Genomic DNA, 24,069 nt, shown 5'->3' on the forward strand with positions numbered 1-24,069 from the left:
CTGGATTCCTCATTAGTTGATGGTGTCACCGAGGCGCAACTGACTGGCCTGGCGGAGAACGTCATCAGGGTTAATGTTACCGACAGAGGTGGTGCTGGAGGTTGTGGTCTGGCTCGCAGGCTGCGGCGTCACAGCGTTCTGTGCGGCGTTGCCGGCTTTCTGCAGTTCCTCTTTCGCTTTCGCATCATCGGCATCCTCGATGGTTTCAAGGCGGAAGCCCTTCTGGAAGACCACAGTTACCAGGTTGCCAGCGCCGATATCAATGACCGGGTGATACTGTTCGGCGCGCTTAATCCAGTACTGGCTCAGCGTGTCGGCTGCCTTACTGGCCCCGCCGCCAAAGCCCTGCTTAAACACGTCGCCGGCACCTACTTCCGCTGTGGCACCGAGGCCGACAGATGGTGTTGCCGCAGATTTGATACCTTCACCAAAACCTGACAGGAGGCCTGCAGCCCCCGCGTAGCCGACAATCATGCCGTTTCGCATAACAGGCTTGCCACGAACACCCCCTTTACCCTGATAGCTGACGTGGCCATCGAATTCCATATCGACGTGCTTGCCGTTTTTCAGTACGCAGCTGATTGATTTCGTCCGGACAATCCCGCGCTCGCTGGAGATGTCGCCCCAGATTTCACCCACCACAAAGCAGCCGTCAGCGCTGTATTCTTTGTTGTTCGGCATCTGGATATTGCCCAGCAGGCGGATGGTGACGGGCTGGGTGTTCTGCTGGCCGGTAACACTGGCGTTGGCGTCGGCACCTTCAATCATGATGGCGTCGGAGAAGGAGCCTGACGGAATCCAGGGGAGTTTCGTTGGCTTTTTCTTCAGGCTTTCATAGCTGAACTTTGTTGTCGACAGGCCGCCAGTCATTCTCTGGCCGGAGCCCCCCGGGTAGAACGCTGCGCCCTGCCCCATATTCACACCAGTGGCGGCCGGTGTGCCTGCGGGGGTCACAGTGTATTCGGGAGGCCGGGCCTGACCGGCAGCAACGGGACCGGGGAGTGGTGTTCCGTTCTGACCTGCAGGTGGTGTCTGCTGGCCAGTGGTCTGGTTGCTGCCGGGGGCTTTCGTAAGCTGGTCATTCAGACGCTGAATTTCTTCGTCCTTTTTGGCCAGCTGTTGCTCGGTGGTGAGTTTGTTCTGTGCGAACTGCTGCGTGAGCGTAGCGAGCTTGTCTTCAAGCTCTGATGTTTTGGCCTGCTGCTGCTGCAGTGCGGCATCGTTAACCTGCTGGTTAAACGCTGCGGTAACCACGCCGGTCATATTTGGCGTTGCGACCGGGGCGGGTTGCTTCTGCTCCTGCTGATGCTGCCCGTACCAGATAACGCCGCCCGTTGCGGCCGCGCCGCCGACTATAACGGCAGCGAGAATGGCCAGCTGCTTACGGCGGGTTTTCAGGTTTTCATTCAGGTTCATGGGCGGGTGTCTCCGTCATCTGAAAACACAATCCAGGCATACCCCTCTCCGCCGGCGTAGAGCTGGTTCTGCGACAGCATTACGGCCCGGACGCCCTTGCGCCAGAAATCACGCTCGCGCAGGCTGCGGGTGATGCTGCCCGGGTTGCTCATCCGGAAGCGCACAATGCGCAGGTGGTTACCTACAAACTGGCGTTCCGGCGTCAGGCGTACATCACTGGCGGGTGTGTATGCCGGCATGCGGCTGACCGGGTACTCCTGGTAGTCGTCCGGCACCTGGCCATTGACTACAGCGCGGGACAATGCGACCAGAGTTTTTTCGTAGGTCTGCCCTTCTTCCCATGCCTTCGCGTCATCGTTCTTGCGAAGTGGTGGTGACATTGGGGTGAAGCGCAGTGTTTTGCCGTTACCCGGCTGGGGTCTGACGTTCAGGCTCAGGGATGAGCCGCGGTCAGTCTGGATAAACACCGTGAAGTTCTGGCCTACGAGTGGAGACAGAATTAGCGCTCCGTCGTCGGTTGTGCTCTGGTCATAGGCACCGGTTGGTCCGCTGATGCTGGTTATGAGTTCTCCGTCAACAACAACCTTGCTCGGGTTGGTGTTGCTGAGTGTGACGTTAAAGGCGGCGTCGTTCTCAAACGGAATGGCTGCGGGTGCGGAAGCGGCCCGGAGGCCGCTTGTGAATAATCCCGCTGCCAGAAACACAGCAGCAGCTGCCGGTGAAATGCGAAATTTCATGGGCAGTCCTGTCAGTTGGTGGAAGATACCGGCTGGAGTTCTTCAAAGCTGTGGAGGTTAATCACACCATTGTCATAACTCAGTTTAAGTCGGTAGGTTTTTTCCTGGTCTTTCAGTGGCGTGGTGATTGCGCCGTTGGTGGTGGATGGTTTCAGTATTCCGCTGTACTGCACGGTGTTATCGTCAATAACGCGAATTTCTTTCGTGTCGAATCGGGTGGTGATGCCCCCGTTTTTGATTCGCTCAGCTTCAATATCCAGGGCTTTCTTGAGTGCGTCCCGTTCGGCGGAGGGGACGAATCCAAGAACCATTTTCTGGTTAGTGTCGACGTTTTCCGGGCTAACATTCAGCCGCCAGTAAATAAAGGAAGCGGCGAACTGTGTCAGGCCGGTGGCGTCGACACTTTTTGAATCTGATGCAAATGGGCGGTTAAACGTTAATGGCGTGGTGATGATTTTCTGGGTGGTGGCGAAATGCCATGCCAGCGAACCTGTTAATACGTTTCCCGCGCCCATAATTAAAGTTAACGCTGAAAGACCAATAAACGCATAACTAAGTTGTTTATCGCGCTCTCCTTTAATTTTCAGTTTCATAAAAACTATGCCCTCCAGTGCCGGAAACTTGAATCAGGAATCTGGCGAAAGGTTACTTTGAATAAAAGTGATGGCAGGTGCCAGTAACAGAAATTAAGTAACCAGTACGACCCCTGCCCTTTCTTCAGATATCTGACGAGAAACCAGAGCAGGCCCGCTATGATGGAGAGTTCAATAGACATATTGTTGAGGATGCCCAGTATAGCCAGAGGGGCGACAATAATAATTTCATCTAATGGCAAACCAAAATAACGGTCCTGCTGGTTCAGTGTTTCCGGGAAGTAGTATTTATCCTCTTCCCCGCTCATGGTTAGCTCGCAATCGCAAAACCAATGCGTGTTGCAATGATTACCAGCGGCACGCCCAGGAATGTGAGTGGGGAGCGGGTTTTCATATAAATGAAGACACCGAAAAGAATTTCCCCGAGGTAAAACCATTTAACGATTGATGAGCCAGAACCAAAGGTTGAATTAACCGTTGTGTTCTGTGATGCGAGAAGGTCAGTACCGGATGCGAATGCCGGGTGTGTGACCAGGAATGCAAAAAGAAATGCGCCAACTGTCTTTAAGTAAAATTTAGTCAGACGATTTTCACGAGCTTTGCGGAATAAGGACGCTACCGCCCATCCCTTACCGACGTTAAGGGCACTGCCTTTGGTTAACATGCTTGTTTTCTCCGAAGTAAACAAAAGTGAATCGCGTAAGTGCTTGTTTACGCGGGCGCAATTGTCCCATGACCCTAAAAAAAAAAAACTGTGACGCATGTCACATTTTTAGAAGGTATTCAGATTTATCCGAATATGTAAGTGAGTAGGCTTTGTTGACCAGTAAGTTCAGAAATGGCCTCAGGGATCTATAGCTATGAAAGTTAAAGAGAAAATGTGGGATGGTCGCGGCCGTCCACGGAAGTTCCAGCCAGGGGAGGCTGTGGAGTGGAGGTTGCGGGCGCCCGATAATTTGCTCATGGAGCTGAGAATATGTGCCAGAGCGGGTAACAGGAGCGTGAATGAGGAAATTATTGCCAGGCTTTTGTTGTCTCTGAATTATCAGCCGGGTAAGCCTGTCATTAAAACTGCGGAGGGTGAGCGGCTTATTGCGCTGGCGGTCAGATTTGAGGAATGGCTTGGGAAATTACTTGATGGTGAATCCGTTGAGGTTGTGAGTGAAATTAAGACCCCACACAAACAGGAGCAATTGTGGGTATGGCGGGAGGGTGAAAGAATTTTGCTTCCGGGGAAAACTACCGGCTATAGCATGCGTATTCCTGAGAATCTTGCGGATGAAATCAGGGCGATGGCGAAGGTGCATAACCGCAGTCTGAATGATGAAATGCTCACCCGGTTAATGAATACTCTCGGCTATTTTACTGAAAGATTGCTTGACCAGAACGAGGATGTGCAGGCGCTTAAAGTGCTGTGTATGGAATTTGAAGTTTTCCTGAAGGAAAAAATTAAGGAGGTGGAGAAAAGCGAGCCTCTGTGGGACGAAAAGTCGTCTCAGTGATCGATGCGAGCCGGGGTTTCCGGCTCGCAGATTTATTCTTTTTCGTTGATGAAGTGCCTTGCTTCCGCCTCGTTCTCGGCGGTATTTATGCCGCTTAAAATCATATCAAGCGTATCTTCCAGGCTGCCTTCACCGTCTTTTCCTGTCATTTTTAAATACATCTCAGCAAGTAGAGTGGCTATAAGGACTGTGCCTTCGCGTGAACCTGCTGCTTTTCTTATGAGGTCTCTCCGGTATCCTTCGATATCAAACTGGTTGCCATCTTCTCCGTCGCGTTTATAAACAAGAAGGCCAAGCCGGATTAATTCATTGCAGGTGGCTGAGATGTTTGCTTCTCCTGCGTTTGCGCCGTTTTGCAGGTCCTGCTGTACAATATCGCGAACTTCGCGTTCAATTTTATCTTTAAGGTAGATGCCGACTCTTCCCATATTTCTTACCTGTTTTAAGTTAGTGTCGGAACCGACACTACATATGGCCTGTTGGTGGATTATCAGATTGCTGCGCAAAGGTGTAATGGATTGATGCTACTGTGAATTCCTGTTCTATACAGTAGTACAATCCAGCACCATGATGTGCGATAGTGTGACACTGTGCGATATATAATTCAATGTAATTACAGTATATCTACAATTGTACGATACATGTGAGACATACCGACACTAACAGGTATCAGGATTATACGATAGTGTAGTGTCGGTATGTACGACATTAAACGGTCATATTCCAAATGCGCGCAAATTTCTTACAGACATCCACCTGAAATTAAATGAAAAATCTGCAAGACGAAGTCTTGCGTGGGGTGTGATGTTTTAAAGGGTTAGTAAAGAGCGGCATATTAATACCGCCCACTGTCCTGACATGTTTATTCCGACCAGGTGTTAAATCCCTGCAGGAGAGCGCTCACGCGCGTTTGTAGTGAATTAACTTGATTACGACGATCCGCCGGGGTATTTTTTAAAACGACGCTCCAGAGCCCGTGTATTTCGTTAAAAGGCCAAACCATGAAAATATCGTTACTACCTGCGGCATTGCTGACCATTTCACTGTCTGCTGGCGCAGCTCCCCAGATGTGCTTTGATCAGGCCGGGAAAGATTATCAAATTGATCCACTACTGCTTATGTCAATTTCGATTAAAGAGAGCAGGCTGAAGCCGGGTGCGATAAATGGATCAAACAAAAATGGGACAGAAGATGTCTGCGGGATGCAGGTGAACAGTTCCCATTACGGTAAACTTAAAAACTTCAATATTACCCGTGATCGCCTGTTGAATGATCCATGTATCTGCGTTTACACCGGGGCATGGGTGCTGGCGCACAACTTCAGGTCATACGGAAAAAACTGGGACAGCGTGGGGATGTATAATACGGGGCCGAGCAAAAAGCTCATTGCGCAGCGCAAGGCCTATGCTCAGGATATCAAAAATATATATCGCGTTTTACTGGCCAGAAAAAAGTTACTTTCTGAACGTCTGGCGCCAACTGCGGGAAAGGAACATGAGATAAAAATTGCAGAAACAGCATCTTTAAACAGCGGACAGTAAAAAGCCGCTCTGTTGAGCGGCTTAATTATCAGGCCTTCAGTTTTGCAAACTCTTCAGCCATTTTCCAGAGCACCTGATTTAATTTGATGTCACCATCTATTCCGGTGACTTCCCGCGTTCTGGTCATCTTCCCTTTTTCCGTTCTGCCACGAATTCCCCCACGGATCACATTTTCCTGAACCACGTTAAACGTGGTCCATAAATCCTGGCCTCTGTCGAGCACACGGCGCGGGTTAATAATTTGCTCCGGTGTAATCGGCGCTGGTTTTCCATCGTACTTAAGTTCCAGGGCGGTCGCACCAAAAAGGCGCTGCTCAGGCAAAGTGAGCTGAATGCTTTTCATGAGGTCAATATTTTCATCAACCGCGTCAAATGTTTTCAGCACCGTGTAAGCGCCTTCAATAACCTGACCGACAATATCCCCTTTGTGGGGTACGCGGATTTCACCAAAATCCTTCCACGCAACCAGACCATTACTGCAAATCTGACGGAACATACCGGGGATCATTTTATAGCTGCTTGAACCATCATGGCTATTCAGCAGAATAATTTCCGGTACTTCTTTTCCGTTAATCTGGTCATGACGACGCAGGCGAAGCATATGCTTTGTAAAGTCGCGTTTATCCTGGTCACGTGTACGTGACTGAGTTGCATAATACGGCTGAAAACCTTCATCACGTAAGCGATCAAGAATGTTTATGGTCGGGATATACGTATAACGTTCAGAGCGTGAATCGTGTTTATCCGATGAGAACGCGCTCGGAACGATGTGCTGTAATTCCTCATTCGTCAGCGGACGGTCTTTACGAATCGAGGTAGGCATACGATAGCGGCTTGCGAAACTGACCATATTTATTTACTCCTGATTATTTAGTTAGTGATGAAGAAATAACGCGGTGAAAATTATCCAGCGGCATTGCAACTGCCACCGGGCGACCATCTACGATCCAGACAGAGATATAATCCGGGCATTCGTCATTAATTAACGTCAGCTCAGTGGCATTCTCTGGCGGCGTAAAAATTGCCGGTTGTGGCTCCCCTTCCGATGCTGCCAGGACCCAGCAAAACAGATCCGTGAACTGGGACGTGGTGAGGTTTGAATCACATCTTCCGGTAGATTCTTGAGCGGCGGTTTTGACGTTGGCGTTTCGTGTGTGCATCCTGGTTTTCTCCTGTGGTGATGGTTGTCCATCTCCCTGGTGAGTTCTCTCGCGGCAAAGGGCAAAGGAGCAACGGCGAAGGGAGGAAGGAAAGGGGCGGAGACGAAAGTTTTTGCGGCACGCAAAAAGTTTTGGCGGAGTGCATTTCACCCCTTGGATGACGACCCGACGGTGCTACGACAAGCCCTCCGCGTGAGGACACACGGGGGATGGCCTCACCGGACGGACAGGATGCACACACCCGACACGTCGGAACGGCGTGGCGCCATTAAAGCGACGGCATCAGCCGGCGCGGTGAAGGCGTTCCGGACGGCACGGCCGGAGAAGCCGCAGCCTTTGACCTTCGCCATCAGACCCTAGCGTCAGCCCGAAACCCGGAGGGGTTCGGCGGAGCCCGGCGGGTGCGCAGCGGCCGCCCTGGCGGAGTGGGGCTCGACGACCGGACAGCAGCGCTGGCCGGGAGCCGAAGGGGGCCATCGCCCTGCCCTGTTTTTCGGTTGTGGCCATAACTGAGCTGCAGCTGAGAAAGTTAACCAGCAGGACGCCGGTTGTGATCGCAAGAGAGGAGAGAAGCACTGCAACGGGGAACGGCAGGAGCGCCGGAGGCGCTTTCGCCCTCCCCGTTTCCCCGCAGGGGAAAGAGGGTTTTTGCGGTTGCCCCGATGATATGCACCGGGGCTAAGATTTCCGATCAGATCGGTTCTTCGCTGTCACCTCCGTTTTCCTGCTCATAGTGCATCATGGCCATATTCAGCAGGGCATTAAATCCCTCGATGCCAGCCCCGTCCGGCTCGCACTGTTCGCACAGGTGCAGCAGATTGGCCAGAAAATCCGTGATGACAGTTTGCACGCTTTCGCTTTCCCTGTTCAGCCCGGTTTTACGGGCAAATTTCCAGAGCACATCTGCAGCCAGCGCGGCGTGATCATCGTTGCTGCGGATTTTTATCGGTTCAGCCTGGCCTTGCAGGCGTTCTGCCATCGTCTCCAGCACGGTGGCCGGAACAGCGTTCAGTGTGTTGCTCATCATGTTTCTCTCTCCCTGCGGCAGGTCTGCCCTGCCGCTCTGTCAGTCAGGCGGCCACGGTGGCCAGAAAGTTTTTCATAGCTTCGAAACGGCTGCGGAACTCCAGACGTCCCTGCCAGTCATTGAAGTAATAAACGGGGGTATAACGCACGCGATTTGCTTTCAGGGTCAGCGTATTACCGGTCACGACTTTCGCAGGGATACCCAGCAGTGACAGCTGGATAAAGGCCATATCAGCCACCATCGGATCGATATCTGTGCAGGTGGCATAAAGCTGTTCTGACGGGTTATATCCCGCGTCAGTCATCCAGTATGCAAAGGCAATGACCATACCGGCGCTACCACAGGCAGGCTCATCGAGCGTCATCCAACCCTCACGCTTTATCGTCTCCTGAGCGCCGGGCATGAGTAGTCCGGCCATCAGGCGGGAGATGCAGGACGGGGAAAAATACTGCCCCATTTCGTCCGCGCCCAGCTCATGCTCCATATACAGTGCGCCCAGAAAATCATGCATTTCACCCGCCAGCCCCTCCACCAACAGGCAGAACAGCTGTCTCATGGCGTCTAAATCGTCCGGCTGATACCGCCCGCAGATTCGTCGGCTGTTTTCGATGCTTTCTGGCGATCGTATGCTCGCTATATCAAGCCCGCTGGCGGCCAGGGTGATAAAGTCGCGGAACACTTCGGAACGGCGCATATATTTCGCGGTTTGACGGAACACACTGGCGAACTGCTTACGCGCCTCAGCTGGCGACTGCACCCGGACAGGAGCGGAAACCCGCGGCTGCGGATCAGCCTGGTCTGCCAGGAACAGGGATTCAAAACTCAGTTGTGACATGGTTTCTCCTTACCGGCCGCCCGCAGGCGGCCGTCTCCTGTTAAGCCAGTCCAAGCGCCGGGTAGACGCTGACAGCCAGACCACAGTCAGCATCGGCGGCGTAGCCCGTTTCGGCATTTACCACGGACAGGAACGGTTGCCACTGTGAGAAGCGCAGCGCGGGTACGCGAGCGCGTTTTCCGGCGCGGAGGGCATTTACAAATGCCTTCGCCTGTGCGACAGTTTGCGGGTCAAATTTCACGATCAATCTCCTTACTTTGGTTGTGATTGCCGGTTCACCGTTACAGCGGCTACCCGGCGTTGAGAAAGCAGGGGCAACCCTGCTTTTTTAATGCGCGGAATTCAGCGGCGCATCGAGACAGAAACGGGCGATCACGTCGCCAATCAGCTCCCGGTGATGGCGGGTGTGCAGGTCGTGGCACTCAAAGAAGCGCGCGCCGTACCGGACAAAAATCGCGGTCACATCCCCGCCCGTAAACTCCATCGACTTGAACGACTCCCCGCCATACCCTCTGCACCAGTCCACTGGCGGCAACGTTTCCAGCTGGTCGATGTACCGGGCCTCGGTGATTTCCACCCAGGGACGGCGATAGCCGTCATTCAGCTTTTCCTGCACCTGAGTCGCGGGGATCAGCTCCGCGTCCGGATAGAGACGGCGCAGGGATTCCAGCGTTTTCGCTTCACGCTGAGTCACCCACTGCCCGTCCAGCTGTGTTGCGCGGTCATAAACAGCGTTATGAGACGGAACGAAAAAGGCCATTGGTGCAGCGGTCGGGGTGTTAACGTTCATCTTTCATGCTCCTGTCTGATGAGGTTCCGTGCGGCGGCCGCACGGGGTGAACCGGATTTAAATGTCGATACCTGCGCGCTCGATCAGGCGCGCAAACTGTTTGAAGTGGTCAGCTTCAGCCACATGGATATGGCGGAACTGTTTATCGACGCCGCTGCTGAGGGCGTAGAAATAGGTGCAGCGCATCGTTTCGGGGCAGCGTCTGCGCAGTTTCTTCAGCTCAGCAAGGCTGCTGAACTCCAGAACGTCGGCTTCCTCCGCTGAGTTTTTTTTCGTCTCAGCGACGAGGATCGTGTACGACACGGTTTTTCCCCCCATCTTTCTGGAAGATTCTTGAGCGGCGGTTTTGACGTTGACGTTTCGTGTGTGCATCCTGGTTTTCTCCTGTGGTGATGGTTGTCCATCTCCCTGGTGAGTTCTCTCGCGGCAAAGGGCAAAGGAGCAACGGCGAAGGGAGGAAGGAAAGGGGCGGAGACGAAAGTTTTTGCGGCACGCAAAAAGTTTTGGCGGAGTGCATTTCACCCCTTGGATGACGACCCGGCGGTGCTACAAGCAGCCCTCCGCGTGAGGACGCACGGGGGATGGCTTCACCGGGGGAACAGGATGCACACACCCGACACGTCGGAACGGCGTGGCGCCATTAAAGCGACGGCATCAGCCGGCGCGGTGAAGGCGTTCCGGACGGCACGGCCGGAGAAGCCGCAGCCTTTGACCTTCGCCATCAGACCCTAGCGTCAGCCCGAAACCCGGAGGGGTTCGGCGGAGCCCGGCGGGTGCGCAGCGGCCGCCCTGGCGGAGTGGGGCTCGACGACCGGACAGCAGCGCTGGCCGGGAGCCGAAGGGGGCCATCGCCCTGCCCTGTTTTCGGGTTATGGCCACGGAGCTGCAGCTGAGAAAGTTAACCAGCAGGACGCCGGATATGACGCCCGGGATGAAGAACACAGGGAAAACCAGGCTGAAGCCAGGCACAGGCAGGTAACTCATGGCGCTCTGACTTCAGCAAAATCAGGCAGGAAAGGCTGGAGTGTGGACAAGGCGGAGGGAGCAAAGGGGCAGCGCCGAAGGCGCGTCCCCCTTCCCCCGTTCCCCGCAGGGGAACAGCCCTTCCCGGAAGTTCAGGCGTGCGGTCGCGTCAGGAAGGAAAAAGGGGCTACCGGTAAACCGGCAACCCCTTCATAAAGGCGCTTCAGGCATGTCCAGACAGCCTCAGCCCCTTAATGGCGGGGGGGGTTCCCCCCGCCGGGGTTGGCTACTTAGCGGATTCGTAAGCCATGAAAGCCGCCACCTCCCTGTTCGTGTCCCTGTAACGGATTTCGCAGAGGGATTTCCGTGTCAGGTAAGTGAATATCAGCAGCGTGAGACACACAATCAATACACACCAGATCAGGGTATTTCGTGGCAGTTTCATAGCCGTCTTCTCCTGTCAACGCAAAGCAGAAGTGTCACCTTCGGTGCGAAACAGAGATGTCATGCTTTGGTTCAGAGAATGCGTTTGACCGCCTCGCTATATACTTCCGAGCGTTCTCTTTTCCCAACAGAAATCACGAAAACGACAACTTTCTCGTCTATAACCTGGTATACAAGGCGATAGCCTGAAGACCGGAGCTTAATCTTGTAACAATCAGGCATACCACGGAGCTTGTTTGCTTCAATCCGGGGTGACTCAAGTACTTCAACCAGCTTCTTTTTCAACTGTTCACGTACCGTCGAGCCCAGCTTTCGCCATTCCTTTAGTGCCCGCTCGTCAAAATCCAGAAAATACGCCATCAGAGTTCATCCAGCGTCACACGTACTGGCTTAGGATTACAAAGTCGTTCTTTCACTATCTCCACAAGTTCAGCATCTTCATCACTCAGGAGTGTCTGTTTGAACGGCAAGCGTTCATTGTCAGCGATATACTCGAGCATGAGACGAAGCGCTTCAGAAGGAGTTACGCCCATTTTTTCAAGCGCGGCGTAAGAACGCGCTTTAAGTTCATCGTCAATACGTAGGTTAATGCTACCCATGTCTTACACCCCTTGTAATTACAAATGTCATTACAAGTATCGCACTACAACATGCTTAGGGCAAGTCACGAAGTAAGTCAGAAAGTAGTCGTAAGAACGGTGATCACTGTCCGCTTTGTGCCAGAAGTGGACGGCAGGATTTGTTGAACATTTCAGACAAAACCAAACTCAAAACAACTATTGAAATCAAGCCAGCATAGCGGATACATTACGCACGTTGTTACTTTGTATCATCAGGATGCCGTTAACTGTGTTTATCAGCCGTGAAGTCATTTCCAGAATCGTGCTTATCATCATGGCTGTTGCCGTGCTGAGCAGTTCGTTTATGGCAAAGCCACAGGCTGCATACAGCGTTCAGGAAACAACGTCCATCAGTGACCATCAACACGACAGCGATGAACCACTGAATGAGCACGATCCATTGTTGTTTCACTCCCACGGTAGCGTGCATCACCTCAATGCCGATCATTCCCACGATCTGAATAAACTCTTTGCTCTGCCTACTCTGCACGCATGGAATCCGGGCATGCGGGTGATATATGCGTTGAGTTCAGAACAAATACTGCAAATGCCGCAGTCCACCCCCGAACGCCCTCCGAGAATCCTGTCTGCGTAATAACTTCTGCTAATTCGTTATTATTCAACATGTAAGGATTTTTATGTATACCAGCCTTGATACACAGGGCCGGTTGAGCGCTCGCCTGCTTTCAGCTCAGGCGCGTTCGGCTTGTCTGTTTTTCCTGTTGTTACTGCTTTTCTACAGCCAGGGCGCGTATGCGCACGGCGTGGCGGAAGGCGACAAAGGGTACATCCAGGAAATCACCGGGGTGAACATCATCCCGTTTATCTACCTTGGCGCGAAGCACATGGTGACCGGTTACGATCATCTGCTGTTTCTGTTCGGGGTGATTTTCTTTCTCTACAAAATGCGTGATATCGGGCTGTACGTTAGCCTGTTCGCTATCGGGCATTCAACGACGCTGCTCATCGGCACCTTCTTTGATATCAGCGTCAGTGCTTACCTTATTGACGCCATTATCGGGCTGTCCGTGGTCTATAAAGCGCTTGATAACCTCGGGGCATTCCAGCGCTGGTTTGGCGTTCAGCCCAACACGAAGCTTGCGACGCTCATCTTTGGATTCTTCCACGGTTTTGGTCTGGCAACCAAAATCCAGGAATTCGAAATCTCTCCCGATGGCCTGTTTGTCAACCTGATTGCCTTCAACATTGGCGTTGAGATCGGCCAGCTGCTCGCGCTGAGCGCCATCCTGATCGTTATGAGCTACTGGCGGCAAACGGCGAGCTTTTTCCGACACGCTTATACCGCCAATGTGGTGATGATGAGCGCGGGATTTCTGTTAATGAGTTACCAGCTTTGTGGCTACATTTTAGCCTGAGGGAGACAAAACAATGTACAACACTGATTTACCAACACGCGCAGAATTACCTTCTGCCATCAAACTGATGCAGTCCACTATCCTCGCCGCCATCGTGGCGCTGACGCTGCTGATCACCGTCGTCATGCCTTCGGAATACGGCATTGATCCTACTGGCGTGGGTCGTTTACTGGGGCTTAAGCAGATGGGAGAAATCAAAACGCAGCTTGCCGAAGAAGCTGATGCCGATAATCAGGCCAGCGCTGTTCAGCAAGGACAGCTGGCTGCGCCAGTTAATGAGCGACCGATCCCGGATAATCCTCCGGCAATAACGCAGAACACCTACCCGGAGCTGAGCGTTCCGGCGACCACGCGCGCGCCGGAAGTACCATCGGCTGGCTCGCAACGTCATCAGATGCTCATCACCCTGAAGCCTAACGAAGCTGCTGAAGTTAAACTGGAAATGCGCAAAGATGCCCGCGTGACCTATCAGTGGACAAGTTCCGGACCGGTAAACGTGGATGCGCACGGCGATCCGGTCAACGCCCCGAAAGGCTTCTACCATGGCTATGGTAAAGCCCGGCAGATCACATCCGGAGACGGCGTTTTACAGGCCGCGTTCGAGGGTAAACATGGCTGGTTCTGGCGAAATCGTGGTTCTGAGACCATCACGATCCAGCTTGATACAACCGGCGACTACCTGAACATCAAACGGGTTATCTGATAAATCAGGGGCAGGATAACCTGCCCCTTTTCACACAGCTGACAGCCCGGTCAGGCGGAGTATCAGCCCGGCGAGAGCCGCCATGGCAATAACGTGCGTAACCTTCCATTTTAATCTGAAAAGCGCAAACGCAGCGGCGACGGCAATCAGGGCGGCAGGGATATCGATCCCTCCCTTTGCGCCTTCCGGCCATACGGTATGCCAGATAAAAAACAGCCCCAGATTAACAATGACGCCCACTACGGCCGCTGTGATGGCGGTTAAAGGTGCCGTGAAACCCGCCTTGTTGTGGGTCGTTTCGATAAACGGCCCGCCTGCCAGCACGAAAATGAAGGACGGGAGAAAGGTAAACCAGGTCACCATGCAGGCGGCAACGGCGCCGCCGACAAACAGCATATCCGCGCCAAAAACGGCATGGGTATACCCGCCCACAAATCCGACAAACGTGACCACCATAATCAGCGGGCCGGGCGTGGTTTCTCCCAGCGCCAGCCCGTCCATCATCTGCCCGGCAGTCAGCCAGCCAAAATTGACGACAGCACCCTGATAAACGTATGGCAGGACGGCGTAGGCCCCACCGAAGGTAAGGAGCGCAGCCTTGGTAAAGAACCAGCCCATCTGCGTCACCGGATGCGCCCAGCCCAGCCCCAGCGTCAGCACCGTCATGGGAATAAGCCAGAGCAGTGCACCCGCTGCCACAATCCTTAACAGTTTCGCCCAGCTGAACAGGGCATGCGCCGGTACGGGCGTATGATCGTCAATAACCGCAGCATCAACGGCGGCTTTCTCCTGTTTGTTATGCCCGCTGCCGCTGTGAAATTTTTCCGGCGCGATGCGTCCGCCGATAAAGCCAGTTATCGCTGCTGAAATAACGATGACGGGAAAAGGAACGTTCAGGGCGAAAACGGCCACAAAAGCCGCAGCAGCTATGGCCCAGTGGGCACCGTGTTTCAGCGCACGGGAGCCGATGCGATGCGCCGCCTGCAGCACGATTGCCGCCACGGCGGGTTTAATGCCGTAAAAGATACCGGCAATAATGGCAACGTCTCCCCAGGCGATATAGATCCACGACAACGCGATAAGAATAAAAAGTGAGGGAAGGATAAATAACAAACCCGCTATCACTCCGCCCAAGGTCCTGTGCATCAGCCAGCCAATGTAGGTGGCAAGTTGCTGAGCTTCCGGACCGGGCAGCACCATACAGAAATTGAGTGCGTGGAGAAAACGGGACTCGGAAATCCAGCGCCGGTTCTCGACCAGTTCCTGATGCATGATCGCAATCTGTCCGGCAGGACCGCCAAAGCTGATAAAACCCAGCTTCATCCAGAACCAGAACGCCTCCTTCAGGGGGACCGGCTTGGGCTTAACGTTTTCCTCTGCCAGCGTCAGCAACTCCGTTTTGTTCATCATGGCCGGACCTCATTTCAAACGTCGTTAACAGACCGTCAAACAGCGAACAGGCCGCTGTGAGTAATGTGTCATCATCCGTAATGCTTTCACGCAATCCTGCCAGTACACTTTCAACGCCAGCGGCTTCGGGGGGCTGAACCCCGCCAACATCAAGGTAATGCACAAGCATCCCCAGACCATTCAGGGCATCCCCCGTCAGCCCGAAGCGGACCATCAGCACTTCAAAGGTCACACGATTGTCGATGTGGCTGAAGGTCGCGCCATCAAAATCAAACCCCACCGCCTCTTCCGGGCAATCGTTGCCATCCTTAAGCCAGAGAAACTGCGCATCCTGGTCGATAAAACGCCGTATAAGCCAGGCGCTGGCAAGCCTGTCAATCCATGGCCGGCGACGCGTAGCCCAGATCCTGTTATGAAAATCCTCAGGCTTCAGCCGTGTCAGCAAGCCACTGACGGCATGAGGCTCTCCGGGAGAGATGAACCTGTTAATGCCAGCTTCCAGTTCTGACAAGGCAAAAATGGCCTGCGCCTGCGCTTCACCAGGAAAGAAATCAATCGCCACAATCCGATCCAGCTCGCGACGAAGTTTTCTTACCATCTTCAGTTGGCTGACCGCGGTTTCCTCATTAAGGTCGTTTTTACAAACCTGAAGGCTCTCCATCAGGATCAGGTACTGCTGAGAGCGATCGAATAACGGGCGAATTTTCTCTTCGTCGGAAGTCTCTGCGTCAAAAACAAAGGCCGTTCCTCCCTCACCGCTGATTTCACGACTCATCTCGTTAAAAATCTCATGGCTCTGTTGCGCTTCAGGCAACAGATAAACGCCGTCGCGCAGCATGGCGGCACCGGTATTTTTTAATGCCCGCCAGACACGCATACGTAATGTGGCCTGCTCAGTGGGCAGTGTCAGAATAAGGATATGTAGTTTCATAGTGTAGAGATTAATACATATGGTAGAGATTGCTACATATTTTCAGTCTTTCTAACCGTACATATCGCTATCTTTTTATGGTGCTCATAATTGCTCTTATCGGTACCGGTCTTGCTACCGTTGCACTGGGCCTGCTGGCGGGCGACAGGGCAGGGGGAGTCGGGAACGGCGCTGGCAATGAAGATGCTTGCTTATATTCTGGTCGCCCCGGTCGCTGATGCATTATGCGGGCCTTTTTATTCATATCGCCAATACAAGACTTTACATTCCAGCCCTTACATCCTCCCCGGGGGGATTCTAATCTTTTTATACCGTTGTCATTGTCTATTGAGGAAAGCAATCAGCGATGTACCCGATGTTTAAACGTTCGCCCCGTTATGTTCTGATGATCGTCATCATGGCCATTGGCATGATGATGTCGTCGATGGTGACGTTTGCGTCGCACGGTACAAACGGCCTGACAGGCTACGAGATGAATCTGCATGACGCAGAAGTCACCATGTCAATGCAGGATCACTCTCACGATTCGGATATCCCTCAGTCTGGCCACGCAGGCCATCATCAGACAGACCATTTCCATGAAACCCCTGAGCAGCCGCCCTCTGTAGAGATTTCCCTCTCTCCTGTAACAGACAGATGGTTGCCGCTTGCCGATCTTCGTAGCCCGGTTAAGGCCACGGACATCATTTACCGTCCTCCCAGCATCCGCCAGATCTGATCGCTGTTACCGGCAGTTTTTGCTGCCCGGCTTTAATCAACTTCAGATTTAGCGGAGAGGCTATGTATAAAGACTCTATCCAGGCGCGTCGAGAGATTGCGCGTAATTTCACTGCACTCAATTATCGTGTTGATCCCCTGCACTGGCAGACGCTCTGCATGGGCGTTAATCGCGACCTTCAGGCCAAAAAAATGCGTCCGAATGTCCCGGTTCCTTCACGGCGTAAAGTCATTCCGTTCCTGAAAATGATGCATCAGGAAACGGGCTCGATGCTCAAAGCGATCCTTGCCTTTGGCTTTGATGGCCCCTGGACATCCAGCGGCGGTTCATTTCGCCTGGCGCGAGAAATTGGGTTCGACATCGCCCACTATGCGAAAAACATTCACCACAAAAACGGGAAAGTCACCTTCCTGGAAATTGGTGCCGCCTGGGCGGGTTTTCGCGCTGAGGAATGTGCCGGCCATCAGGCGACGATTTCCGGGCTTTCCGGGGAGTTCAGGGAGCAACTTGGGGAAAGCGTATTCCTGCACTTCACTAATCTCACACCGTGGCATGCATCGCTGCCAAAAGGCGTGACTGAGCATCCTTACGTGACAGCAGCCGGGCTGGGAGCGCTGGAAAACAGAGGTGTTCAGGCAGGTGAGGTCGATATTATCTACTCCCAGGCAGCGGCCTATTTCGAACAGGATTACACGGCTTTCCTTCGCAGCGCTGCACGCCTGCTGAAAGAGGATGGCGTCCTGATCTTCAACCATGACCCTGTTCTGGCGAGCGCGATGGATGAAGTCGCCTGGGAGCACGGACTGCGGCTGGTCAGACGTAAGCAAATGGGAGGAATGAATGGCGCGATTGCCCGTTATCACCGGCTTCGTTCGTCCCCGGTAAGTCAGATGGTCTTCCCCGGCGTAAAGCGGGCAGAGGATGAAGAAGTGGTCTGTGAATCACTGGTTATGTCGGCGCTTCGTCGCAACGTAGAGGTGTAACGCCCGATATGTTGACGCGCAGACATTTTCTCACCACCACAGGAGCGTTGCTGATGACAACATTACTGCCGGGGGAAACCCTGGCAGCCTCTCTGGCTGAAAAAGTCAGTGAAACATGGCAAAAAATAAACACCCGCCGCAATCAACAAGAGGCGATAACGCCGGGCTGGGTTTTGCAGTCGCTCGGGCTTAAACCTGGCTCAACTGAACTGCGAAGAGCCATTTTTGAGCTGGTCAGGCGGATACCCTATCAGCTCGGTGCATGGAATGGCGAAAGCATGAGTCTGTTTCAGCAGGGCTTTGGCGACTGCCGTCATAAAGCCGCTGCTGCCGAACGACTGCTGACCGATGGTGGCATTACGGCAAAGCGAAAGCTGGTGCGGTTTGACTGGGCTGATTTGCCTGTACCTGCGGATATTCTGGCAATTTTGCCGCAAACACAGGGATTTCATGACACTGTGGCTTTTGAGCTACAGGGCAAAACATACCTGTTTGATGCCACCTGGGATATGGCCTTGCGCGGAGCGGGTTTCCCGGTGATGCCTTCCTGGGATGGCAACTCTGATACCTGGCCGGTGACTTCCCGGATGTCGACGCAGCAAACCGTACTAATGCCGCAGCCAGGGCAGGACATTTACAGCACTAACCAGATGAGCTGGCCGCAGCGCGAGAAAACCATGGCGTTTAATCAGGCACTGAATAACTGGCTGGAGGTCATTCGGGCTAACCGTGATGACTGGTGCACCATTATCCATAGTGATATTGAAGCCACCCGGTTGAGCCTGAAAACCTGTCTGGGACAACTGAGTTAATTCCCTTCTCGTCAGGAGGGGCTGCGCAGGGAAGCGGCGATAACACCTTCGACACTTTTTATGCTGCTTCAGGTATAACGCTGGGATACCTGAAGCTTTTTTATTTAACATCCAAGATAACAGACGAATCAGTATCCTCCTCACCCGGATAAAGCTTGTCATTTTTTTCAGGTCCCTCTATGCTTTGAATATCCCCCTGGGGGGGATGTGATTTCAAACCAAGAGATTTCCTGATGCTCAACATTCTTTCTAATCGTACCTATCGCCACCTGTTTATGGCACAGGTTATCGCCCTTATTGGCACCGGTCTGGCGACCGTTGCGTTAGGGTTACTGGCCTACGATCTCGCAGGTGACAGAGCCGGGGCAGTGCTGGGTACCGCGCTGGCTATCAAAATGAGCGCCTATATTCTTGTTGCGCCCGTGGCGGCGGCTTTTGCCGATAAATTCCCGCGTCGCACCATGCTGGTAACACTGGACCTGGTTCGCGCTCTCGTGGCTATCACGCTGCCTTTTGTCACCCAGATATGGGAAATCTACATCCTGATCTTCATTCTTCAGGCTGCCTCGGCGGCGTTTACGCCTACTTTCCAGGCAACTATCCCGGATATTCTTCCTGACGAACGTGAATATACCCGGGCGCTGTCTCTGTCACGTCTGGCCTACGATCTTGAAAGCGTCATCAGCCCTATGCTGGCGGCTGCACTGCTGACGGTCATGAGTTTCCACAACCTGTTTGCCGGTACGGCAGTCGGGTTCCTTGCTTCAGCAGCTCTGGTTGTTTCCGTGACACTGCCGAAGATGAAAGCGTTAACGGTCAAACGCAGCATCTATGACAAAACTACACGAGGTATGCGCATCTTCCTGAAAACGCCCAGACTGCGCGGCCTGCTGGCACTCAACATGGCCGTAGCGGCAGCGAGTGCAATGGTTATCGTCAACACCGTCGTTCTGGTTCAGGCGGACTTTGGTTTCTCACAGCGGTCTACCGCTATTGCGCTGGCCTTCTTCGGCGTGGGGTCCATGGTATCGGCCCTGGTTCTCCCCAGACTCCTCGACAACATGAGCGACCGTATGCCGATGCTTGCAGGTACGGCGCTTTTAGTCATTGGCCTGGGGTCAGGCATTTTCCTGAAGGATTACATCACGCTGGTTGTGCTCTGGGCACTGCTGGGGGTGGGCTATTCACTTTCTCAGACACCGGGTGGTCGCCTGCTGCGCCGTTCGTCAACAGCGGAAGACAGACCGGCGCTGTTTGCCGCCCAGTTTGCACTGTCACATTCATGCTGGCTGGTGACTTATCCGCTGGCCGGATGGGTTGGTGCGGCATGGGGGACACAGGCTTCATTCATCGCCCTGACTGTTGTGGCAACATTGTCGCTGGTCACCGCCGTACTTATCTGGCGTCCTGAGCATGAAGTGTACGCTCAGGTTCACAGCCACAAAGACCCGGAAACAAACAACGAATCGACCCATGAGCATGATTTCGTCATTGACGATGAACATCCGTCCTGGCCGAAGAAAGAGAAGTAATTTCCCAAAAAAAGACAACGTATCAGGAGAGGATAAGCCGATAAAAAGTGTGACCATGGCGTTGATACACATTATCTTATCCCTTCCACCTGGAGAGGATAAACCATGACCGTTCATGCATCACACCCTGACATTATTAAAAGACTTAAACGTGCCGCAGGGCACCTGAAAAGTACCATCCAGATGCTCGAAGATGAGAAAGCATGTCTGGATATCGCCCAGCAACTGCACGCTGTGGAAAAGGCGATAACGAATGCGAAGCGTACCTTAATTCATGACCATCTGGATCACTGCCTGGAGGATGCCCTTCATGCTGACCACACGGAGTCTGATAAGACGCTTAGCGAATTTAAAGAGATAACTAAATATCTTTAAGGCAAGCGAAACATGACTGATTTTTCCACTCTTTTACAGCAAGGCGTGGCCAATGCCTGGCTGTTCATCCCCAGCGCTATTTTGCTCGGTGCGCTTCACGGACTGGAGCCAGGGCATTCCAAAACGATGATGGCCGCCTTTATTGTGGCCATCCGGGGAACGGTCAAGCAAGCGGTATTACTGGGGCTTGCCGCGACAATTTCTCATACGTCTGTTGTCTGGCTCATTGCGTTCGGCGGAATGTATATCAGTCAGAAATTCACTGCTGAATCAGCCGAACCCTGGTTTCAGCTGATTTCCGCCGTCATCATTCTCGGTACGGCGGCATGGATGTTCTGGCGAACCTGGCGCGGCGAAAAGCTGTGGAAGATGGAGCAGGAAGAGGAACACAGCCACGGTCATCACGATCATGACGAAACCCGCATCATCGATACGGGCCATGGCAGCGTTGAACTCTCGATTTTCGAAGAAGGACAACCCCCTCACTGGCGTTTACGCTCGCTCAGCGGCAAGAAATGGGAAGCTCGCGACATTTCTCTGGTGACCAACCGTGGTCCAGGGACATTTTCACAGGTATTTGATTTCGTCGAAAAAGACGGGTTTATGGAATCGGCCCTGGCGATCCCGGAGCCACACAGCTTTGATGTTCGCCTGTCTTTAGGCCATCGCGGCCATGTGCATGATTATGATGTGGAATTCCGTGAACATGAACACGACCACGATCATTCCTCGCTGGAAGGTCTGGATGTTAATTCTCGCGAATATCAGGATGCTCACGAAAAAGCGCATGCGAACGACATCAAAAAACGTTTTGCGAATCGCAGCGTAACCACCGGACAAATAATCCTGTTCGGCCTGACCGGCGGCCTTATTCCTTGCCCGGCAGCCATTACCGTTTTGCTGCTCTGCATCCAGGTGAAGGAATTTACGCTCGGTGCCGCGCTGGTACTGTGTTTCAGCATCGGTTTAGCGATCACGCTGGTTTCAGTGGGCGCAGCGGCGGCTTTCAGCGTTCGTCAGGCAACCAAACGCTGGAGTGGCCTGGATACGCTGGCGCGGCGGGCTCCATACTTCTCAAGCGTACTGATTGCACTTGTCGGCATTTACATGGGCTATCACGGCTGGATCGGCGTAACGAGCTGATTTTCTCCTGTATGAATCTCACGCCTGAACCCACCAACCGGTGGGTTTTATATTTCTGAAGCCCATCATATTTTTATCCCCCTGCCGGGGATAGGAATTGAGCTTTTATAGCCGCTCATTTATCATCGACAATATCCCCCATGGGGGATGTAAAATTATAAATGGAATCTGCTATGCAAAAACAATATTTCAGTCAGTTCGTCACCGGAGTGTTACTCACTTCGTTCATCGCCATTCCTGCTCTGGCAGCGCAAGGTGGCTTCTCCGCAGAGAAAGAGCCTGTCGTCACTGAGCACATGTATGCCGGTCATAAAGTTCAGCAGGAGAATAGTCAAAGCCGGATTCAGATCGTATCGTCAATGCACGAAGGGGCGTGGATCACACTGGAAGGCAATGTTGTCAGCCAGCAGCAGGACGAGTGGTATACGTTCCGCGACCCAACCGGTACCATCAAAGTCCGCATCCCGCAGAAAGTCTGGAACGGGCAGCACTTCGATGCTCAGGACCTGGTACGGGTCAGTGGACCGGTAAGCCATGAAAATGATGGTTCAATTTTATATGTTGCAGTTATCAGCAAACCCTAAAACACAATTCTGACGGGCTATGTTTTTTTATATATATAGTTCGTCAACCAAACGTCCGCTTCTCGCTCTTAGCGGACATTAGCATAGGCTATTTACCATAACGCCGCATTACGCGCACCGCCCAGACTGACTCAGCGCGTTTCTGGCATATCCCCGGTAAAACAAGTAACAAACCACCCGAAAATGAACACCAGAAACGCGACTTAAGAATCTACCCTATGAATGGATATGCACTCAACCGAATCGATCTTGGTTTCAATCTTTTTTATCGGGATCAGGCTTCTTTTTAGGTAACTTCGGGGGCTTAACTTGCTGATGACTTTGCGTTCGGCGCGTAAGCCAGGGATGGTCAGCTTTAGGTTTAACATAGTATTTTGAGCGTAAATCAATACGGGCATTATCCACTCGTTCATGGACACTCTTTTCATCATCCAGTGGTATAGGCTCCGGGCCATCAACATACTTTTCCCAGCCCAGCGCTTTCCCGTCATACAGAACGTTAATTTCACCGTCAAAGTTCTCGCATACAGTAACAACCGAATGCCTAAGTCGATATCCCCGGCCCTCACTGCGTACCTGAAACGCACTGCTTTTGTACTGGAAAGTGAGATTTTTAGACAGAACGCGCTTCGCCTGTAGGCTGAAGATATAACCCAGTTCCTCTTCAGAATGGTGCACATCAAGATGAGCATTATCAGTAGTACGAGGCGACGTAGCGAACCGGTTGTTATAGGCTTCAATAAAGGTCGGCAACCATGCATTTGCTGTTTCAATATCACTGATATTCTGAAGCCGCATTTCTTTGACCAGCCTGTCCTGTAGTGTCTGATTGGCGCGCTCTACCCGCCCTTTTGCCTGCGGGCTGTTGGCATGGATTGGCTCGATGCCCAGTGTCTTTATCGCACGAGTGAACTGGGTCAGCTCACCTTCCCGCTCTGGGTTATTTACCCTGAATATACTGTGTCTATCAGAGTAGAGAGCGAGCGGTACGCCATGATCATTAAGGTAACCCCGGAGGGTTTCCATGTAAGCCCGGGTTGTTTCAGCAGGCACAAAACGCAACGCCATCAACGCACTGGTGGCATCATCAATGAAAACGATCAGTGTACATCTGGGGCCTCGATTTTCAAACCAGTCATGAGGTGAGCCATCAATCTGGATCAGTTCACCGTAAGATGGTCGTCGCATGCGGCGTTGATATATACGGGCAATTTTACGACGGCGTTCACGCCATAACCCCTCTTCTATCATCCACTTTCTGAGAGTTTCAACGGATAAAGATAAACCGTGTATCTCGCGCAATTTTTCGCACGCAAACGTAGGTCCAAAATCAGCGTAACGGCCTTTGAGGAGTGAAATTACTGTTGCTCTGAATTCAGTAGAAAAGGAATTATTAGGACGCTTTCCACGTCGGTGGGAAACCAGACCAGAAGGCCCTTCATTTCTATACCGTTGCACCAGACGTTTAACCTGCCGAATAGAAATGCCAATGCGTGCCGCAGCTTGTTCCTGAGTAATATGTCGATTAATTGACTCCTGAATAATCTGAAGTCGGTGGAGTTCCTTATGACTCATCGTAACAGTCTCTTTGATCATGAAAAATCCCCCAGAGAATTGTCTGGGGACATTTTAGAATGGTTCAAAGGGGACATTACAGCTTGGTGTTAACAATGTTAACACTTCTCCTTGCCTTGCGGCTGCTAAGAGGCTATTCTGTTGGTGTCTAGTCAAGCAGATGGCCTCGTTTTGGACTGACCCCACGCCCGTAGACAAATTCTGTCCTCACGATGAGGCCTGTTCGAAGGCCTCCGGACTGAGGCCGCCGAGGTGACTGTGGCGCCGGGCCCGGTTGTAGAACACTTCAATGTAATCGA

Annotated in this window: 32 protein-coding genes and 2 pseudogenes; 14 read left to right on the forward strand and 20 right to left on the reverse strand. The window is 52.7% G+C overall.

The window, feature by feature from the left end; all coding sequences use genetic code 11:
* Positions 1 to 12: 12 nt before the first annotated feature.
* Genes traB through ACHH0Z_RS22590 form a run of 5 tightly spaced genes read right to left on the reverse strand, consistent with a single transcriptional unit; the run spans position 13 to position 3,410 of the window.
* The gene (gene traB, locus ACHH0Z_RS22570) at positions 13 to 1,416 is read right to left on the reverse strand and encodes an F-type conjugal transfer pilus assembly protein TraB (RefSeq protein WP_045409372.1); all 1,404 of its coding nucleotides are present in this window, start codon (positions 1,414 to 1,416) and stop codon (positions 13 to 15) included.
* Positions 1,413 to 2,153, reverse strand: a complete 741-nt coding sequence (gene traK, locus ACHH0Z_RS22575; protein WP_045409369.1) for a type-F conjugative transfer system secretin TraK — start codon at positions 2,151 to 2,153, stop codon at positions 1,413 to 1,415. Before traK ends, traB begins: the two co-directional genes overlap by 4 nt.
* An 11-nt stretch (positions 2,154 to 2,164) precedes the next feature.
* On the reverse strand, positions 2,165 to 2,746 hold the full coding sequence (locus ACHH0Z_RS22580) for a TraE/TraK family type IV conjugative transfer system protein (RefSeq protein WP_045409367.1): 582 nt from the start codon (positions 2,744 to 2,746) through the stop codon (positions 2,165 to 2,167).
* Between the two features lie 5 nt (positions 2,747 to 2,751).
* Positions 2,752 to 3,054, reverse strand: a complete 303-nt coding sequence (traL, locus tag ACHH0Z_RS22585; RefSeq protein WP_045343954.1) for a type IV conjugative transfer system protein TraL — start codon at positions 3,052 to 3,054, stop codon at positions 2,752 to 2,754.
* 2 nt (positions 3,055 to 3,056) lie between these two features.
* Positions 3,057 to 3,410, reverse strand: a complete 354-nt coding sequence (locus ACHH0Z_RS22590; protein WP_045343953.1) for a type IV conjugative transfer system pilin TraA — start codon at positions 3,408 to 3,410, stop codon at positions 3,057 to 3,059.
* A 196-nt stretch (positions 3,411 to 3,606) separates the two neighbouring features.
* Between ACHH0Z_RS22590 and ACHH0Z_RS22595 the strand changes: the two genes are divergently transcribed.
* Positions 3,607 to 4,248 (forward strand): Arc family DNA-binding protein, encoded by a 642-nt coding sequence (locus tag ACHH0Z_RS22595; RefSeq protein WP_045409364.1) that lies wholly within the window; start codon positions 3,607 to 3,609, stop codon positions 4,246 to 4,248.
* Between the two features lie 32 nt (positions 4,249 to 4,280).
* On the opposite strand, the gene ACHH0Z_RS22600 is transcribed toward ACHH0Z_RS22595, so the two are convergent.
* Positions 4,281 to 4,676: a conjugal transfer protein gene (locus tag ACHH0Z_RS22600; protein WP_045343951.1), complete on the reverse strand. Its 396-nt coding sequence runs from the start codon at positions 4,674 to 4,676 to the stop codon at positions 4,281 to 4,283.
* A 573-nt stretch (positions 4,677 to 5,249) separates the two neighbouring features.
* Between ACHH0Z_RS22600 and ACHH0Z_RS22605 the strand changes: the two genes are divergently transcribed.
* The gene (locus ACHH0Z_RS22605) at positions 5,250 to 5,789 is read left to right on the forward strand and encodes a lytic transglycosylase domain-containing protein (protein WP_045409361.1); all 540 of its coding nucleotides are present in this window, start codon (positions 5,250 to 5,252) and stop codon (positions 5,787 to 5,789) included.
* 28 nt (positions 5,790 to 5,817) lie between these two features.
* Here ACHH0Z_RS22605 and ACHH0Z_RS22610 read toward each other — a convergent pair whose 3' ends face one another.
* From ACHH0Z_RS22610 to relB, 10 genes are all read right to left on the reverse strand, one after another.
* A complete protein-coding gene (locus ACHH0Z_RS22610; RefSeq protein WP_032656128.1) occupies positions 5,818 to 6,639 on the reverse strand; it encodes a DUF932 domain-containing protein in 822 nt (273 codons plus the stop codon).
* 16 nt (positions 6,640 to 6,655) lie between these two features.
* Positions 6,656 to 6,949 (reverse strand): hypothetical protein, encoded by a 294-nt coding sequence (locus tag ACHH0Z_RS22615; RefSeq protein ID WP_047722420.1) that lies wholly within the window; start codon positions 6,947 to 6,949, stop codon positions 6,656 to 6,658.
* A gap of 691 nt (positions 6,950 to 7,640) precedes the next feature.
* Complete coding sequence (locus tag ACHH0Z_RS22620) at positions 7,641 to 7,976, reverse strand: hypothetical protein (RefSeq protein WP_045409790.1); 336 nt, start codon at positions 7,974 to 7,976, stop codon at positions 7,641 to 7,643.
* Between the two features lie 43 nt (positions 7,977 to 8,019).
* Positions 8,020 to 8,811 (reverse strand): N-6 DNA methylase, encoded by a 792-nt coding sequence (locus ACHH0Z_RS22625; protein WP_045409787.1) that lies wholly within the window; start codon positions 8,809 to 8,811, stop codon positions 8,020 to 8,022.
* Between the two features lie 40 nt (positions 8,812 to 8,851).
* Positions 8,852 to 9,052, reverse strand: a complete 201-nt coding sequence (locus ACHH0Z_RS22630) for a hypothetical protein (RefSeq protein WP_031494497.1) — start codon at positions 9,050 to 9,052, stop codon at positions 8,852 to 8,854.
* A gap of 87 nt (positions 9,053 to 9,139) precedes the next feature.
* Positions 9,140 to 9,601, reverse strand: a complete 462-nt coding sequence (locus tag ACHH0Z_RS22635) for a DUF1419 domain-containing protein (protein WP_052672942.1) — start codon at positions 9,599 to 9,601, stop codon at positions 9,140 to 9,142.
* 57 nt (positions 9,602 to 9,658) lie between these two features.
* Positions 9,659 to 9,973 carry a hypothetical protein gene (locus tag ACHH0Z_RS22640; RefSeq protein WP_045409782.1) on the reverse strand — a complete coding sequence of 105 codons (315 nt, stop codon included), beginning with the start codon at positions 9,971 to 9,973 and terminating at the stop codon, positions 9,659 to 9,661.
* Between the two features lie 877 nt (positions 9,974 to 10,850).
* On the reverse strand, positions 10,851 to 11,009 hold the full coding sequence (locus ACHH0Z_RS22645) for a type I toxin-antitoxin system Hok family toxin (RefSeq protein WP_004146151.1): 159 nt from the start codon (positions 11,007 to 11,009) through the stop codon (positions 10,851 to 10,853).
* Between the two features lie 71 nt (positions 11,010 to 11,080).
* Positions 11,081 to 11,368, reverse strand: a complete 288-nt coding sequence (gene relE / locus ACHH0Z_RS22650) for a type II toxin-antitoxin system mRNA interferase RelE (protein WP_000323025.1) — start codon at positions 11,366 to 11,368, stop codon at positions 11,081 to 11,083.
* Positions 11,368 to 11,607: a type II toxin-antitoxin system antitoxin RelB gene (relB, locus tag ACHH0Z_RS22655; protein WP_004196370.1), complete on the reverse strand. Its 240-nt coding sequence runs from the start codon at positions 11,605 to 11,607 to the stop codon at positions 11,368 to 11,370. Before relB ends, relE begins: the two co-directional genes overlap by 1 nt.
* Before the next feature lie 24 nt (positions 11,608 to 11,631).
* Between relB and ydfV the strand changes: the two are divergent.
* From ydfV to ACHH0Z_RS22675, 4 genes and pseudogenes are all read left to right on the forward strand, one after another.
* A pseudogene (gene ydfV / locus ACHH0Z_RS22660) lies at positions 11,632 to 11,730 on the forward strand (protein YdfV); the annotation flags it as partial.
* Positions 11,731 to 11,857: 127 nt separating this feature from the next.
* Complete coding sequence (locus tag ACHH0Z_RS22665) at positions 11,858 to 12,223, forward strand: hypothetical protein (RefSeq protein ID WP_009651956.1); 366 nt, start codon at positions 11,858 to 11,860, stop codon at positions 12,221 to 12,223.
* A gap of 43 nt (positions 12,224 to 12,266) precedes the next feature.
* Complete coding sequence (locus tag ACHH0Z_RS22670; RefSeq protein WP_008460272.1) at positions 12,267 to 13,004, forward strand: HupE/UreJ family protein; 738 nt, start codon at positions 12,267 to 12,269, stop codon at positions 13,002 to 13,004.
* A 13-nt stretch (positions 13,005 to 13,017) separates the two neighbouring features.
* Positions 13,018 to 13,707 carry a hypothetical protein gene (locus tag ACHH0Z_RS22675; protein ID WP_004196322.1) on the forward strand — a complete coding sequence of 230 codons (690 nt, stop codon included), beginning with the start codon at positions 13,018 to 13,020 and terminating at the stop codon, positions 13,705 to 13,707.
* Between the two features lie 30 nt (positions 13,708 to 13,737).
* On the opposite strand, the gene chrA is transcribed toward ACHH0Z_RS22675, so the two are convergent.
* Entirely contained in the window at positions 13,738 to 15,114 is a 1,377-nt protein-coding gene (gene chrA, locus ACHH0Z_RS22680; protein WP_004196363.1) for a chromate efflux transporter, read from the reverse strand.
* Positions 15,071 to 16,048, reverse strand: a complete 978-nt coding sequence (locus tag ACHH0Z_RS22685; RefSeq protein ID WP_004196334.1) for a chromate resistance protein ChrB domain-containing protein — start codon at positions 16,046 to 16,048, stop codon at positions 15,071 to 15,073. Before ACHH0Z_RS22685 ends, chrA begins: the two co-directional genes overlap by 44 nt.
* Before the next feature lie 77 nt (positions 16,049 to 16,125).
* On the opposite strand from ACHH0Z_RS22685, the pseudogene ACHH0Z_RS22690 reads away from it, so the two are divergent.
* From ACHH0Z_RS22690 to ACHH0Z_RS22725, 8 genes and pseudogenes are all read left to right on the forward strand, one after another.
* Positions 16,126 to 16,270 (forward strand): annotated as a pseudogene (locus ACHH0Z_RS22690) (MFS transporter); the annotation flags it as partial.
* A 133-nt stretch (positions 16,271 to 16,403) separates the two neighbouring features.
* The gene (locus ACHH0Z_RS22695; RefSeq protein ID WP_223883548.1) at positions 16,404 to 16,766 is read left to right on the forward strand and encodes a hypothetical protein; all 363 of its coding nucleotides are present in this window, start codon (positions 16,404 to 16,406) and stop codon (positions 16,764 to 16,766) included.
* Between the two features lie 62 nt (positions 16,767 to 16,828).
* Positions 16,829 to 17,749: a methyltransferase domain-containing protein gene (locus tag ACHH0Z_RS22700; RefSeq protein WP_004196315.1), complete on the forward strand. Its 921-nt coding sequence runs from the start codon at positions 16,829 to 16,831 to the stop codon at positions 17,747 to 17,749.
* A gap of 53 nt (positions 17,750 to 17,802) precedes the next feature.
* Positions 17,803 to 18,561, forward strand: a complete 759-nt coding sequence (locus ACHH0Z_RS22705) for a hypothetical protein (protein ID WP_004196325.1) — start codon at positions 17,803 to 17,805, stop codon at positions 18,559 to 18,561.
* A 233-nt stretch (positions 18,562 to 18,794) separates the two neighbouring features.
* The gene (gene nirA, locus ACHH0Z_RS22710; protein ID WP_004196314.1) at positions 18,795 to 20,093 is read left to right on the forward strand and encodes an MFS transporter; all 1,299 of its coding nucleotides are present in this window, start codon (positions 18,795 to 18,797) and stop codon (positions 20,091 to 20,093) included.
* A 105-nt stretch (positions 20,094 to 20,198) separates the two neighbouring features.
* On the forward strand, positions 20,199 to 20,468 hold the full coding sequence (locus ACHH0Z_RS22715; protein WP_004196355.1) for a nickel-sensing transcriptional repressor NcrB: 270 nt from the start codon (positions 20,199 to 20,201) through the stop codon (positions 20,466 to 20,468).
* A 12-nt stretch (positions 20,469 to 20,480) separates the two neighbouring features.
* Positions 20,481 to 21,611, forward strand: coding sequence for a Ni(II)/Co(II) efflux transporter permease subunit NcrC (locus tag ACHH0Z_RS22720; RefSeq protein ID WP_004196366.1), 1,131 nt, complete (start codon positions 20,481 to 20,483; stop codon positions 21,609 to 21,611).
* A gap of 161 nt (positions 21,612 to 21,772) precedes the next feature.
* A complete protein-coding gene (locus ACHH0Z_RS22725) occupies positions 21,773 to 22,195 on the forward strand; it encodes a nickel resistance OB fold protein NcrY (RefSeq protein ID WP_032072095.1) in 423 nt (140 codons plus the stop codon).
* 255 nt (positions 22,196 to 22,450) lie between these two features.
* On the opposite strand, the gene ACHH0Z_RS22730 is transcribed toward ACHH0Z_RS22725, so the two are convergent.
* Positions 22,451 to 23,791 (reverse strand): IS1202-like element ISEsa1 family transposase, encoded by a 1,341-nt coding sequence (locus tag ACHH0Z_RS22730; RefSeq protein WP_004196353.1) that lies wholly within the window; start codon positions 23,789 to 23,791, stop codon positions 22,451 to 22,453.
* 186 nt (positions 23,792 to 23,977) lie between these two features.
* Positions 23,978 to 24,069: IS3 family transposase (locus tag ACHH0Z_RS22735; protein ID WP_326491880.1), on the reverse strand; the 92-nt coding region annotated here is incomplete at its 5' end.

Origin of the sequence: Enterobacter cloacae complex sp. 2024EL-00227 (genome assembly GCF_043945315.1) — a bacterium.
Lineage (GTDB): Bacteria > Pseudomonadota > Gammaproteobacteria > Enterobacterales > Enterobacteriaceae > Enterobacter > Enterobacter roggenkampii.

Bases quoted from the DNA above. Each gene is read 5' to 3' on its own strand.
- ACHH0Z_RS22695 (WP_223883548.1), top strand. From the start codon at position 16,404: ATGTTTAAACGTTCGCCCCGTTATGTTCTGATGATCGTCATCATGGCC.
- ACHH0Z_RS22645 (WP_004146151.1), bottom strand. From the start codon at position 11,009: ATGAAACTGCCACGAAATACCCTGATCTGGTGTGTATTGATTGTGTGT.
- ACHH0Z_RS22635 (WP_052672942.1), bottom strand. From the start codon at position 9,601: ATGAACGTTAACACCCCGACCGCTGCACCAATGGCCTTTTTCGTTCCG.
- relE (WP_000323025.1), bottom strand. From the start codon at position 11,368: ATGGCGTATTTTCTGGATTTTGACGAGCGGGCACTAAAGGAATGGCGA.
- ACHH0Z_RS22605 (WP_045409361.1), top strand. From the start codon at position 5,250: ATGAAAATATCGTTACTACCTGCGGCATTGCTGACCATTTCACTGTCT.
- traB (WP_045409372.1), bottom strand. From the start codon at position 1,416: ATGAACCTGAATGAAAACCTGAAAACCCGCCGTAAGCAGCTGGCCATT.
- ACHH0Z_RS22600 (WP_045343951.1), bottom strand. From the start codon at position 4,676: ATGGGAAGAGTCGGCATCTACCTTAAAGATAAAATTGAACGCGAAGTT.
- nirA (WP_004196314.1), top strand. From the start codon at position 18,795: ATGCTCAACATTCTTTCTAATCGTACCTATCGCCACCTGTTTATGGCA.
- ACHH0Z_RS22640 (WP_045409782.1), bottom strand. From the start codon at position 9,973: ATGCACACACGAAACGTCAACGTCAAAACCGCCGCTCAAGAATCTTCC.
- ACHH0Z_RS22705 (WP_004196325.1), top strand. From the start codon at position 17,803: ATGACAACATTACTGCCGGGGGAAACCCTGGCAGCCTCTCTGGCTGAA.
- ACHH0Z_RS22685 (WP_004196334.1), bottom strand. From the start codon at position 16,048: ATGAAACTACATATCCTTATTCTGACACTGCCCACTGAGCAGGCCACA.
- ACHH0Z_RS22670 (WP_008460272.1), top strand. From the start codon at position 12,267: ATGTATACCAGCCTTGATACACAGGGCCGGTTGAGCGCTCGCCTGCTT.
- ACHH0Z_RS22610 (WP_032656128.1), bottom strand. From the start codon at position 6,639: ATGGTCAGTTTCGCAAGCCGCTATCGTATGCCTACCTCGATTCGTAAA.
- ACHH0Z_RS22580 (WP_045409367.1), bottom strand. From the start codon at position 2,746: ATGAAACTGAAAATTAAAGGAGAGCGCGATAAACAACTTAGTTATGCG.
- ACHH0Z_RS22725 (WP_032072095.1), top strand. From the start codon at position 21,773: ATGGAATCTGCTATGCAAAAACAATATTTCAGTCAGTTCGTCACCGGA.
- relB (WP_004196370.1), bottom strand. From the start codon at position 11,607: ATGGGTAGCATTAACCTACGTATTGACGATGAACTTAAAGCGCGTTCT.
- ACHH0Z_RS22720 (WP_004196366.1), top strand. From the start codon at position 20,481: ATGACTGATTTTTCCACTCTTTTACAGCAAGGCGTGGCCAATGCCTGG.
- ACHH0Z_RS22615 (WP_047722420.1), bottom strand. From the start codon at position 6,949: ATGCACACACGAAACGCCAACGTCAAAACCGCCGCTCAAGAATCTACC.
- ACHH0Z_RS22700 (WP_004196315.1), top strand. From the start codon at position 16,829: ATGTATAAAGACTCTATCCAGGCGCGTCGAGAGATTGCGCGTAATTTC.
- chrA (WP_004196363.1), bottom strand. From the start codon at position 15,114: ATGAACAAAACGGAGTTGCTGACGCTGGCAGAGGAAAACGTTAAGCCC.
- traK (WP_045409369.1), bottom strand. From the start codon at position 2,153: ATGAAATTTCGCATTTCACCGGCAGCTGCTGCTGTGTTTCTGGCAGCG.
- ACHH0Z_RS22620 (WP_045409790.1), bottom strand. From the start codon at position 7,976: ATGATGAGCAACACACTGAACGCTGTTCCGGCCACCGTGCTGGAGACG.
- ACHH0Z_RS22675 (WP_004196322.1), top strand. From the start codon at position 13,018: ATGTACAACACTGATTTACCAACACGCGCAGAATTACCTTCTGCCATC.
- traL (WP_045343954.1), bottom strand. From the start codon at position 3,054: ATGAGCGGGGAAGAGGATAAATACTACTTCCCGGAAACACTGAACCAG.
- ACHH0Z_RS22715 (WP_004196355.1), top strand. From the start codon at position 20,199: ATGACCGTTCATGCATCACACCCTGACATTATTAAAAGACTTAAACGT.
- ACHH0Z_RS22730 (WP_004196353.1), bottom strand. From the start codon at position 23,791: ATGATCAAAGAGACTGTTACGATGAGTCATAAGGAACTCCACCGACTT.
- ACHH0Z_RS22590 (WP_045343953.1), bottom strand. From the start codon at position 3,410: ATGTTAACCAAAGGCAGTGCCCTTAACGTCGGTAAGGGATGGGCGGTA.
- ACHH0Z_RS22595 (WP_045409364.1), top strand. From the start codon at position 3,607: ATGAAAGTTAAAGAGAAAATGTGGGATGGTCGCGGCCGTCCACGGAAG.
- ACHH0Z_RS22625 (WP_045409787.1), bottom strand. From the start codon at position 8,811: ATGTCACAACTGAGTTTTGAATCCCTGTTCCTGGCAGACCAGGCTGAT.